The organism is Endozoicomonas sp. ONNA2, assembly GCF_024606365.1.
Classification (GTDB): Bacteria; Pseudomonadota; Gammaproteobacteria; order Pseudomonadales; family Endozoicomonadaceae; genus Endozoicomonas.
Genome location: NZ_JAHHPO010001028.1, coordinates 1 through 11,112 on the forward strand (window position 1 = coordinate 1; position 11,112 = coordinate 11,112).

An 11,112-nucleotide genomic window follows, 5' to 3' on the forward strand; every position below is an offset into this window, starting at 1 on the left:
TCCGGTCACATAGCTACGGCTATGCTCCCTCCGTTGTGCCTCGCATAGTACCAGCACAAGGAGTCAGAAATATTCGATTCCATATGGTTAGCTACTTAGTTAATCTTAAAGTGAACTGGCAATGGAATGCCTCCCGATGGTAGGTATGCCAACAATGACTGCATCTGATAACAGCTTCCGTTCATTCCAGTTTACCTGGATAATGTACTTGATTTTCTTGTTATGTAACCCTTCCCTGTCTTTTTCATATGATCAAAATGACATATACCTTCTATCTCCAGAGAGTAATTCTGATCTTGAAATCGTAACGTCAGAACAACAGGAAATAACCATTGCTATCGATACTAAAGGTCTGGAGAAAGATCTTCAGGGGAATATTCCGGTGCAAATCATATTGGAAAATGACAACCTGCAATTTAGCAATGGTGAGCAGCAGATATCATGGCATAATCGAATCAACAGACTGGAAAAGGAAAATAAGCCAGTTAACAATGACGAAATCATCTACCTGACACTTACTCCAGACCAAAACCAGCTAAACAAGACCATTAAGGTCAAAATAAGAAAAGAGAAAGATCTTTCCAGGCTGTCAGCACTGACAGCATTCTTCCCCCAGATGATTCCCATTATCCTGATGGATGAAGTAAAATTTGGTCCTAAGCCAGCCATTTTTTACGAAGCATTGTTGAGATGGAACTATAAAGTACTTGGAAGTGATATTGTTAAATCCATCCGAAATCTTGTCATCAGCCAAACATTTGGAAACCACAAACCACTGGCTGCCCAATGTTCAGCAGATTTTATTGAGGGCTTCTTGCTGTTCGAAGCGGCAAATTATGGCGAGACTTCGGCATCGACAAGAACCAAAAGCCAAACCTTCCGGGCGTATGTTATGGCTGCGCCTTTCAAGAAACTAATGGACTGTCTGGCCAATACCGTTTCATCAACACTGCTTGATATTCAGAAAAATCAAATTGCTGATGAATGGCAATACCTGAAAGCATTGAACCAGGAGTCAATCCATGGACTGTCAAAAATCATGGTTGGGTATGGTTTTAATAAATTTGCCTTTGAAGCTGGAGACTTCTTCAAGTTAGTGAAACAAAATATCGGTTTTTCTAATGCCACAGATGAACTTGCATTGCAGAATGAACTGGACCGATCAATCGTTAAAGCTGCCCAGTATACCATTCAGGCAGGCTATGAAGATTTCTTTAAGGGTCAGCTCAAATATCAAAACATCAATGAGCACTACGCCCTGCCACTTGCCACTGGTGCTGGTGTTATTGAAATCCTTTTGCGCCTGTATGGCCAACAGGGCATGGCAGGCAGGGACCAGACTTATCAGGTTCATTCATTGACCAAGCGGGCCGAAGCCATAGGTGCTTCAATCAGTAAATCACTGGCATTACCAGAGTTATCTGATCTCCAACTGCTGGTGCTCGGTGTGGCAATACCAGCCGTTGTGTATGGCACATTTAAAGTGACTACTGGCCATGATGTTTCATCACCGGTTTTTAAACTCTTTGATAACGCCTATGAAGGAATGGCCGTTGGTGCTATGACGCACTTGATTTCACCGGTTCTTCAGAGATTTGGTATTTTGGCAGCACAAACTATACAAAAACCCATTCTGAAATATATGGAAGCTGAACCCGGAAGCTGGTCTGAATATTTTTTGGCAGATACACTTCGCTACCGGATTGATGTAATTACTGAAAATTAGCATCCTGTTTTATCAAAAATCAATCAAGATGAAGATAGGTTACAAAAATAAATTATAGAAATATAAAAGCGGGAAACATATCTCAATTGATTATGACAAAATGATATTAAATTTGTTTAGAATATGTGCGAATTTTCTATACGAGAAAAACACATACTTTTACTAACTTAATCGTATTGGCACGATTATTGTTTTCCTGCCCCTTGGGGCTTTTAAGTAAACTACTTGTTTTCTTAGTGGCGATGGATAGCCTGACTATTGAGGAGTTAAATTATGGCTTATCTATTTTTCTTTGGGTTTTGTAATAAATTTGGACCATCCAAGTTTGGAATACTTACTCAATATTGCTCAGCATTCCAACTGTTACTGACATCTCAGAAATTTAACCGTAAAAATTTCTTACTTATTTTTATCCTCTCGGCTTTTTCCATTAACGCTTCAGCTACTAACATTGAAAAGCTGTCTCCTGACTACAATAATTCTGTAGAAATTACAATCAATGAAAAAGTTCCACTTCATCTTGAAATTGATACCACAATATTGAATGAACAAGTTTACGGTAAAATCCCCATAAGACTTCGATCAGAAAATGAACAGGTTCTTTTCCATTCAGGAGGCACAGAGTCAAACGAAATTTACTGGCATGACAAGGAAACGCCTGTTGTTGAAAATGGCAAAATTGTTCAGGCAAACACTGACCGTTACATCAATCTAACGCTCGATACCACAGATGAAATGGTGGGTAAAAAAATAAAAGTCATACTTGAGAAAGAAGAGAACCTTTCCAAGGTAGCGGCTGTGGGTGCCTTTGTTCCTCAGTTGATTCCTATAATCGCCATGAATACGGTAACGTGGCAACCACAGTCTTTCTGGACAACCCTTTTACGCTGGAATTATTTACTTCTGGGCGTTGATGTTATTCACTCATTCAGGAGTCTCATTCAGAACCAGGTGTTTGCGGATAGTGATTCTCTCTTCGCCCAATGTTCTGCAGATTTTGTTGAGGGTTTTACGGTATATTCACTATTGTCAAACCATGGTGCGTCGGCTGTCGGGGATCCGAACAGGCCTTCAGCGGCGGAAGCAAGTGCCAATAACATTGAAAAAAATACCATCCAGAGCAGTAAGATTGAGACATTTCAACAATACCTCAGGACAACGCCTACCAATCGAATGCTTAACTGTATGTCTTCTGTTGTTGCCACATCACTGAAAAGGCTACACAACGACAATCGTTTACATCACGTCTTTGGGAGCTGGCCCATGCTCCACAGCCTGAATGATGAAACCATTGACGGTATCGCCATGCTGATGGTTGGGTATGGCTTTAATTTGATTGGCAATGTTCCCGGAGATACACTTTCTTTAATCCGAAGAGACTTGGGTTTTGATAATCTTCCCAGGGTTGCCGGTGATTTCAACAACTCACTAAAGACAAGTATTCAATACACCATTCATAAAGGCTATATGAAATTCTTTCAAGGACGGGGTTGGGGTGCAACATCAGCCTATGCCCTTGCTTCAGGTGCCGGACTTCTGGAAATCGGGTATCGTTTTTACCAGATATCAGAAATGATACCTGCAGGCCAGGATGAACGTTTGAGCCACCTGGATCATGAAGATGCCGAAACTTTAAATCTGTTTGCCAATCTGGAGCATCAGATAGCCTCTATTGGTGAACGGGCGGAGGCGATTGTTTCATCAGGATATCAATTTATCCCTGTTCCCAAAGAGATCAAAGACTATGTAGTTCCTGTCGCGGCATCAACCATTCTCCCGATAGCCTCCTACTACGTCATGAATGGGTTAATAAACTACTACACCACTGGTGGCTTCAATATTGCCTTGCAAAAAACAGTGACATCAGTTTCCAATGGCCTGGTCCTCGGAGCAATGGCTTATGTGATAGTTCCCTATTTAAAAGATTTGGGCGCCAAAGGCACACAAATGCTTGCCGACCAACTGGTATCCTGGACAGAAGCTGATAAAGATAGCTGGATCGGCTACTTCGCAGCCAGAGACACCCAGTATAAGATCAGGGTTATCGTCATCGACTAGTGTTAACTACTATGGCTCTATTTGGCTTCCGGACTGCTCTACTATGAAAACTATCTGTAGTTCACGAAACACAGGGCTTGAGCAGCATTGCTGGAAAAAGTGCTGAGGGCCTTTGGTGATAAGGGCTTCAACAAATTTCGCCCCAGCAAAAGTCTGGAATCCTGAAAGAGCCACTACTATTTGCCAACTTGAATAACAAGATCTTAGAATGATCAAATTAACAGCTGGTTAAGCGAGTTGGCTAATGTCAGATAAAAAAGGTACAGGATTTAAATCAGTCGTTTTGAGTGCTCTATCTGCTGCATTCGGTGTTCAAAAGCGGTCTAATCTGGAAAGGGATTTCCATAAAGGTAAACCAGCGCAATTCATCATCGCTGGTATCGTAGGTACTTTGTTATTTGTTCTGATACTCATAACCGTGGTACACATGGTCACTCAAAACCCATGAGCTGTCACTGTGAGCTTACCCAGTATACTGCCGTCATGACAACCAGCATTATAAGTGCAACTGCCGCAATGGCATCAACAGTACTGTCTTTCATTATTTTCTCCTTGATCCGTTAAACAGGGCACAAATCGACCCGATTTAATTAAATTAGCGAAACCCTGACCAACCATCAACTTATTGCACCCCTTTGATTTATTACTTTTTAGCCTGATTCTATTAATAAATAATAGTTTTACTTATAAGTCAAAGTCAGTATTCTTCCAATGTCCCAGGTTTCTGACCTGCTCCCTGGATGTGGCTAATCAGACGAACAATTCATGTATAAATATGATGATTACGACCAGCAAATAGTTGATGAGAGGGTCCTGCAGTTCAAGGATCAGACTCGTCGTTTTCTCGCTGGTGTGTTGCCAGAAGAGGAGTTCCTGCCTCTTCGTCTTCAGAATGGGCTTTATGTTCAGCGCTTTGCCCCGATGCTGCGAATTGCCATTCCTTATGGCATGGTGAGCAGTACCCAGATGCGTAAACTGGCCCACATTGCCAGACGTTACGATAAGGGGTATGTCCACTTTACCACTCGACAGAACCTTCAGTTGAACTGGCCGAGGCTGGAAGAAGTTCCGGAAATCCTGGCAGCGCTGGCCTCTGTACAGATGCATGCTATTCAGACCAGCGGCAACTGTATCCGTAATACCACAACAGATCAGTTTGCCGGTGTTGCCCACGATGAGATTATCGATCCCCGCCCCTGGTGTGAAATTATCCGGCAATGGTCCACTTTACATCCGGAGTTTGCTTATCTTCCCAGGAAATTCAAGATAGCGGTGTGCAGCAGTGAACAGGACCGGGCAGCAACACAAGTGCACGATATCGGCATACATGCTTTCTTGAATGAAAATAACAACGTTCGATTTAAAATTCTGGCCGGTGGCGGTCTTGGGAGGACTCCCATGGTGGGCTCCGTTATCAAACCATCCCTTGAACCAGAGCATCTCCTGAGTTACCTGGATGCTGTGCTGAGAGTTTATAACCGTTATGGACGGCGGGATAACAAATACAAGGCCCGAATTAAAATCCTGATTAAGGCGCTAACTCCTGAAGTTTTTGCGGACAAGGTTGAAACCGAGTGGTCTTACCTGAAAGAAACAGCGGCCCGTCTTCCCCATCAGGAGATTGATCGGGTTCAATCTTTTTTTTCTGAGCCTGACTATGAAGAGCTGACCAATATCAACTTGACTGACCTGGCTTTATCCGCTGAACCTGATTTTCAACTGTGGCTCAGGCGTAATGTCCATCCCCATAAAAAGCCGGGTTATAGTGCTGTCACCCTGACACTAAAGGCAACTGCCGATGCCCCGGGAGATGCCAGTGCTGAGCAGCTCGAGGCAATCTCAGACCTTGCTGACCAGTTCAGCTTTGGTGAACTGCGAGTGAGCCACGAGCAAAACCTGATTTTTGCCGATGTTCCCCAAAACAGACTTCATGAGCTTTGGCTGAAACTGAGACCACTGAACCTGGCAACACCCAACCAAGGGTTGCTTACCGATATGATCTGCTGTCCGGGAGGCGATTTCTGTGCACTGGCTAATGCCCGTTCCATTCCGTTGGCAAAAAGCATCCAGCGACGGTTTGATAATATTGATTTCCTGCATGACATTGGCGAACTGGATCTGAACATATCCGGCTGTATGAATGCCTGTGCCCATCACCATGTTGGTCATATTGGTATTCTCGGTGTTGATCGTAAAGGTGAAGAGTATTACCAGGTTCAGGTCGGTGGTGCATCAGGGCATGACGCGTCTCTGGGCAAGATCCTTGGGCCATCTTTCAAAATGGATGAAGTGCCCGACGTTATCGATAAAATCCTGAGGACCTATGTGGAACTGCGCACCCCGGAAGAACGTTTTATTGATACCTGTCGACGGGTCGGTGTGCAGCCATTCAAGGAGAAGGTTTATGCCAAAGTTGCTTAAGGATCAGCAAATCAGGAATGATGACTTTCAGATCCGGCAACAGGGTCCCAAAGAGCCCTTCTTGCCCGAAGGCAATGTGTTGCTTCATGTGTCGTCAATTGTTCATGCTATTAAAGCCAATGGCCAGCATAAAGGTCAGGTTGGTATCTGGTTTGACAGTAGCGACGAGCCTGAAACGGTGACACATACCCTGAACCAGTTTCCAGTGATCGCTGTTAACTTTCCCGGTTTTTTCGATGGCCGTGGCTACTCCCTGGCTCGTTTACTCAGGGAACGCTGGGATTATCAGGGGGATTTAAGAGCCATAGGCGACATCCTTGTGGACCAGCTCTATTACCTCAAACGCTGCGGATTCAGTAGTTTCAGATTAAGGGAGGATCAGAATCCGGATTATGCACTGGCGGCTCTGACAACATTTAGCGGGAACTATCAAACAGCTGCCGACCAATCAATACCAGTGTACCGGTTAAGACATCAACTTTAATCACATCATTACTCACATCAATCACATCGTGAAATCTCTTCCTTTTTGGAGGAGATTTTTCCTTTCTCCTGCACGAAAACCAAACTGTTGGTTATACTGTCTTTTCCATAAATAATCTAAGAATGAGCCTGAATGATGGAAAGCGGTTCCCTGCTCTTCTCCTTTTTTCTGATTTTCACCGGGGCAGCAATTCTTGCGACTGGTGCACTATTCACCCGTCAGCCCCTGCTGGTAGCCTACATTGCCCTTGGTGCAATACTGGGTCCGTTTGGACTGGAAGTGGTTAATGACACCAATCTGCTCAATGATATTGCCCATGTTGGCATCATTTTTTTACTCTTCCTTCTTGGGCTGGACATGCAGCCAAGCCATCTTGCCCACTTGCTCAGGAAAACGGCAACGGTTGGTATACTCAGCTCATTTCTCTTTGCCTTGACGGGCTACGGGCTCGGGCTGACATTTGGTCTGCCTCAGAATGAGGCTATCATCATTGGGGCAACCATGATGTTTTCCAGCACGATCATTGGCATAAAGCTCTTGCCAACGACCGTGCTGCATCACAGACATACCGGTGAGATCATGGTCAGTCTGCTGCTTCTGCAGGATTTGATGGCCATTATCGCACTCTTGCTGCTTTACAATCTGAATCCATCACACAGCGCCAACTACAACGAACTGATAATGGCATTTATTGCCCTGCCAGCATTGATATTCACCGCTATTATGCTGGTCAAATATCTGCTGCTGCCCTTGATGGTTCGCTTTGACCGTTTCCATGAATACCTGTTTTTGATGGCCCTGGGCTGGTGTCTCGGCTTTGCAGAGCTGGCACACAGCCTGAACCTCTCTTATGAAATTGGTGCATTTATCGCCGGAATCAGTATTGCGACCAGTCCTGTGGCCCAATATATAGCCATCAACCTTAAACCGTTAAGAGACTTTTTTCTGGTTCTGTTCTTCTTTTCTATCGGAGCCAGTTTTAATCTTGACTTACTTGGCCAGGTACTTTTCCCGGCAACGGTCATGACCGGAGCTGTTATCCTGATCAAGCCGGTTGTTTTTGGCTTTCTGTTGCGCAAGGTCAGTGAAAACCGGTCCACAGCCTGGGAAGTCGGCTTTCGACTGGGGCAGACCAGTGAGTTTTCAATATTGATAGCCGCCTTTGCCAGCGGTCAAAATCTGATTGGCGAGGTTTCAGCGCATATCATCCAGGCAACCGCAATACTTTCACTGCTGGTATCTTCTTATATCGTCGTGTTCCGCTTTGAATCACCCATCGCTTTGTCAGAAAAACTAAGAAGGGACTGAGGTTTTTAAGGATTTTTAAAGGTGGGGAATGCGAAGCCCCACTTATAAGCAGCTAATGTGTGAGGTAAATAGTGGGGCTATTTGCCGAATAAAAGCGGATTTTTAGACCAATTTGCTGCCACCGCAGTAGGGCAGTCTCCCATGTTTGTGCACTGGAACTCAGCTTTCCGATGAAGCTTGCAGAAACTGCTGGAGCCACATTTCTGGCAGTGGAAGCCATATGGCCAGCGCCAGGAGAACAGGGCGTTCTCACATTGATCTTCACTGGCGTAATTAGCAAGAAATTACATGTTGCCAATGCCTTTTTGGAACTGAATGGTATTTTTGCACATCAGTTTTATCTTCAAAACACATGACTACTGACGTTTATCATAGCAGCTGATTCATTATGTACGACCAGTGGTAATCAGGTAAGCCTTTGGCTATCATTGTTAATTGGCCTTGTGACCAAAAGATCGCTTTAAACCAATTGTTTGGTTATCGGAGATACCCCCATGAAATGATTACTATCAAAAATCAACAAGATAAATCGGTTATTTAAAATATTTCTGAAATAGCCAAAATCCATGGAGAAATTGATAGCGTCATTCATAAACTGTCCCTCGGCATCAAAGGCATGGGCAACGCTTCCATCGATATTCATGACAACGATTGGAGTATTAAGTATTTTGGCAGTAAATGCTGAATCAGTAGCATCAACCCATGCATTATCCGTCTGTAGGTCTTCCAGCCCCTTATAAAAAATCAAGCGGCTATAAAGATCATTTTCAGAAGAGTGAATGGCAGGATCAAAATGACGTCTATATCCTTCACACCATTGCTTGGCTTCCTGATAAACACGGAACCGTAAATTCTGAATAGTCCAGTTTGAACCTGCAGGACATTGATGAATAACCGAGTCAAAATAGCAGTTACCATCACGACAACTTTTGTAAAGATCTAATTGATATGGTTGCAGCATCTTGGCTGCGCGATCTTCCAGTGCATTTGTAAAACTTGCTAATAGAGCATCTGCCAGGGTTGCGGTACTGCCTTGACCAGGATGGCAAACATACCCAATCAAACTCACGCCAAGAACTACAGTAACGGCACCTGCAACAATACTCGCTGCAAAGGTGCTGGCGAAAAAAGCAACAGTCAGACCCGCAAGAACCCCTAAGGTTACCACGGCTGCCCCAGCTAACACCTGAATGGTTCGGGATTGCGTCCAATGTTTCGTATGACCGATGCTATTTTCAACCTGTGGCTGACTATGCTGGTAGCCAGCCACAACTGGTCCTTCAACAGAATTCATCATTACTTCCTATCTGAATGATTATCTTTTAATTTTGACTATTATTTGGTTCTATAGTTCAAAATAACCGGATCAGATAAAAGTGAGTTCTAGAAGTTGTTATTATGAAAAGAAGCGACCGGTGTTAAATCGACCCCACCACTTCGTTAAGGTGTTATCCAGAGCAGACTCAGCAGCCATACCCAGTTTGTCGGCAACGCCTTTCTTCATCACGTACTCGACTTGTACCAGAACAGCCTCATCCACCCTCCGATAGATATACTCATCACTGGTGCTTATCTCATCAATAAGTTTGAGCGTCAGAGCTTTTTGCCCATACCAGATTTCGCCGGTTGAAACCTGATTAATATCAACAATGTCCCGCTCCGTCTTTACAAAATCCTTGAACAGAACGTGTGTATCTTCCATATCCTGAATAAATTTCTGACGTCCTTTTTCGGTATTTTGCCCAAGAACCGTCAAAGTGCGCTTGAACTCACCCGCAGTGTGTAACTCAACATCCACATTATGCTTTTTCAAAAGACGGTGAACATTGGGCAACTGGGCCATTACGCCAATAGAGCCCAGTACTGCAAATGGTGCTGCAACAATATGATTGGCAACACAAGCCATCATATAGCCACCACTGGCAGCAACTTTATCGACGGTGACCGTCAACTTGACCCCCTTGTCACGGATTCGCTTCAGTTGGGATGCAGCCAAACCATAGGAATGAACCAGACCTCCACCACTTTCCAGCCGGATAACCACTTCGTCCAGTTCTTTATCTGCCAGAGAGAGAACTGCGGTAATCTCTTCTCTCAGGGATTTGACCGCTGAAGCTTTGATATCGCCATGAAAATCCAGTATGAAAACTCTGGGTTTTCTCTCTTGTTCACCCTCATCATTTTTCTTGGTTTTCTTCTCCAGCTTCGCCTTCTCTTTCTGATCTTTGGCTTCTTTTTTCAGCTCGGCCTTATCCAGCAAGGCATGCTTCAACTCTGACTGGAGGTGCTCATAGTGTTCATTAAGGCGCGTAATCTCAAGGTGCCCCTTATGCATTTTTCTGGCCTTCTGGCCAATGGCTGTCACCAGAGCCACTAAAACCACCGCACCGCCTATCAGGGTGAACGTTTTGGCCAGAAACAAAATAAAATCTGCCAGATACTCCAAAGGGACCTCCTTAAAAGGTTTGTGAGCTGCAATATCAAAATGACCTACATCATAACTGATTTGTCACTGCCGGGGACTATAAAAATGATGGTGACAGGGAATTGTTACTGGCAGAGTTTCATACAAGTGTTTGAATTTCATTGACACATTCGGCCAATGCTCATAAAATTCGCCTTGTTTGACCAGCAATGCTTAATGTTAAGAAGAAGGATAACGAGACTATGAGCACTCCTGCCGAAATTATTGAATCCATGAAAACCCGCTTCAATACAGCGGCAGCCGCCGGCGTTGATGAGGTTTTCCAATTTGATATCGAGGACGCTGATGCCTACCACCTGATCATTAAAGATGGGAGCCTGGATATCGTTGCCGGCACCCATGACGACCCAAGCGTAACACTGATTATGGACAGCGAAACCATGACCGGTGTGATGTCCGGAGAAATGGATGGCATGCAGGCATTTATGATGGGTAAGTTGCGTGCTGAAGGCAATATGATGCTGGCCACCAAGCTTGGTGCCTTTTTCCCTAACTAATAGACAACTGTTTGTTAACTGTTTGTGAAAAAAGGTGTGGGAAAAAAAGTTGTCCCTTGGTAGAACATCCCAAAAAGCCAGCTCTGGATAATTTCAAAGCTGGTTTTTTTATTGATTAATTTTTTTTATACAT

General features: G+C 44.2%; 11 protein-coding genes. 8 read left to right on the forward strand and 3 right to left on the reverse strand.

Annotated features, from left to right (window positions below):
* Positions 1-154: 154 nt before the first annotated feature.
* The 6 genes from KDK14_RS18230 to KDK14_RS18255 all read left to right on the forward strand — a co-directional run bounded on the left by KDK14_RS18230 (position 155) and on the right by KDK14_RS18255 (position 7,997).
* Entirely contained in the window at positions 155-1,726 is a 1,572-nt protein-coding gene (locus tag KDK14_RS18230) for a hypothetical protein (protein ID WP_257266623.1), read from the forward strand.
* A gap of 540 nt (positions 1,727-2,266) precedes the next feature.
* Positions 2,267-3,784: a hypothetical protein gene (locus KDK14_RS18235; protein WP_257266624.1), complete on the forward strand. Its 1,518-nt coding sequence runs from the start codon at positions 2,267-2,269 to the stop codon at positions 3,782-3,784.
* Positions 3,785-4,028: 244 nt separating this feature from the next.
* Positions 4,029-4,232 carry a DUF2970 domain-containing protein gene (locus tag KDK14_RS18240; RefSeq protein WP_257266626.1) on the forward strand — a complete coding sequence of 68 codons (204 nt, stop codon included), beginning with the start codon at positions 4,029-4,031 and terminating at the stop codon, positions 4,230-4,232.
* A gap of 317 nt (positions 4,233-4,549) precedes the next feature.
* Positions 4,550-6,205 (forward strand): nitrite/sulfite reductase, encoded by a 1,656-nt coding sequence (locus KDK14_RS18245; RefSeq protein WP_257266627.1) that lies wholly within the window; start codon positions 4,550-4,552, stop codon positions 6,203-6,205.
* The gene (locus KDK14_RS18250; RefSeq protein ID WP_257266628.1) at positions 6,189-6,689 is read left to right on the forward strand and encodes a DUF934 domain-containing protein; all 501 of its coding nucleotides are present in this window, start codon (positions 6,189-6,191) and stop codon (positions 6,687-6,689) included. Before KDK14_RS18245 ends, KDK14_RS18250 begins: the two co-directional genes overlap by 17 nt.
* Positions 6,690-6,824: 135 nt before the next feature.
* Positions 6,825-7,997: a cation:proton antiporter gene (locus KDK14_RS18255; RefSeq protein ID WP_257266633.1), complete on the forward strand. Its 1,173-nt coding sequence runs from the start codon at positions 6,825-6,827 to the stop codon at positions 7,995-7,997.
* 77 nt (positions 7,998-8,074) lie between these two features.
* Here the strand turns inward: KDK14_RS18255 and KDK14_RS21875 are convergent, their stop codons facing one another.
* Positions 8,075-8,239 (reverse strand): transposase, encoded by a 165-nt coding sequence (locus KDK14_RS21875; RefSeq protein ID WP_373691113.1) that lies wholly within the window; start codon positions 8,237-8,239, stop codon positions 8,075-8,077.
* On the opposite strand from KDK14_RS21875, the gene KDK14_RS18260 reads away from it, so the two are divergent.
* Positions 8,168-8,353, forward strand: a complete 186-nt coding sequence (locus KDK14_RS18260) for a hypothetical protein (protein WP_257266629.1) — start codon at positions 8,168-8,170, stop codon at positions 8,351-8,353. The genes KDK14_RS21875 and KDK14_RS18260 overlap by 72 nt on opposite strands.
* A gap of 104 nt (positions 8,354-8,457) precedes the next feature.
* Here KDK14_RS18260 and KDK14_RS18265 read toward each other — a convergent pair whose 3' ends face one another.
* Both KDK14_RS18265 and sohB read right to left on the reverse strand, forming a co-directional pair.
* The gene (locus tag KDK14_RS18265) at positions 8,458-9,294 is read right to left on the reverse strand and encodes an OTU domain-containing protein (RefSeq protein WP_257266630.1); all 837 of its coding nucleotides are present in this window, start codon (positions 9,292-9,294) and stop codon (positions 8,458-8,460) included.
* A gap of 99 nt (positions 9,295-9,393) precedes the next feature.
* Entirely contained in the window at positions 9,394-10,443 is a 1,050-nt protein-coding gene (gene sohB / locus KDK14_RS18270) for a protease SohB (protein WP_257266631.1), read from the reverse strand.
* A gap of 221 nt (positions 10,444-10,664) precedes the next feature.
* Between sohB and KDK14_RS18275 the strand changes: the two genes are divergently transcribed.
* Positions 10,665-10,979 (forward strand): SCP2 sterol-binding domain-containing protein, encoded by a 315-nt coding sequence (locus KDK14_RS18275; protein ID WP_257266632.1) that lies wholly within the window; start codon positions 10,665-10,667, stop codon positions 10,977-10,979.
* The last annotated feature ends 133 nt before the right edge of the window (positions 10,980-11,112 follow it).

Coding starts and splice junctions, on each gene's coding strand:
- KDK14_RS18230 (WP_257266623.1), top strand. CDS start 155: ATGACTGCATCTGATAACAGCTTCCGTTCATTCCAGTTTACCTGGATA.
- KDK14_RS18240 (WP_257266626.1), top strand. CDS start 4,029: ATGTCAGATAAAAAAGGTACAGGATTTAAATCAGTCGTTTTGAGTGCT.
- KDK14_RS18245 (WP_257266627.1), top strand. CDS start 4,550: ATGTATAAATATGATGATTACGACCAGCAAATAGTTGATGAGAGGGTC.
- KDK14_RS18250 (WP_257266628.1), top strand. CDS start 6,189: ATGCCAAAGTTGCTTAAGGATCAGCAAATCAGGAATGATGACTTTCAG.
- KDK14_RS18255 (WP_257266633.1), top strand. CDS start 6,825: ATGGAAAGCGGTTCCCTGCTCTTCTCCTTTTTTCTGATTTTCACCGGG.
- KDK14_RS18260 (WP_257266629.1), top strand. CDS start 8,168: ATGAAGCTTGCAGAAACTGCTGGAGCCACATTTCTGGCAGTGGAAGCC.
- KDK14_RS18265 (WP_257266630.1), bottom strand. CDS start 9,294: ATGATGAATTCTGTTGAAGGACCAGTTGTGGCTGGCTACCAGCATAGT.
- KDK14_RS18275 (WP_257266632.1), top strand. CDS start 10,665: ATGAGCACTCCTGCCGAAATTATTGAATCCATGAAAACCCGCTTCAAT.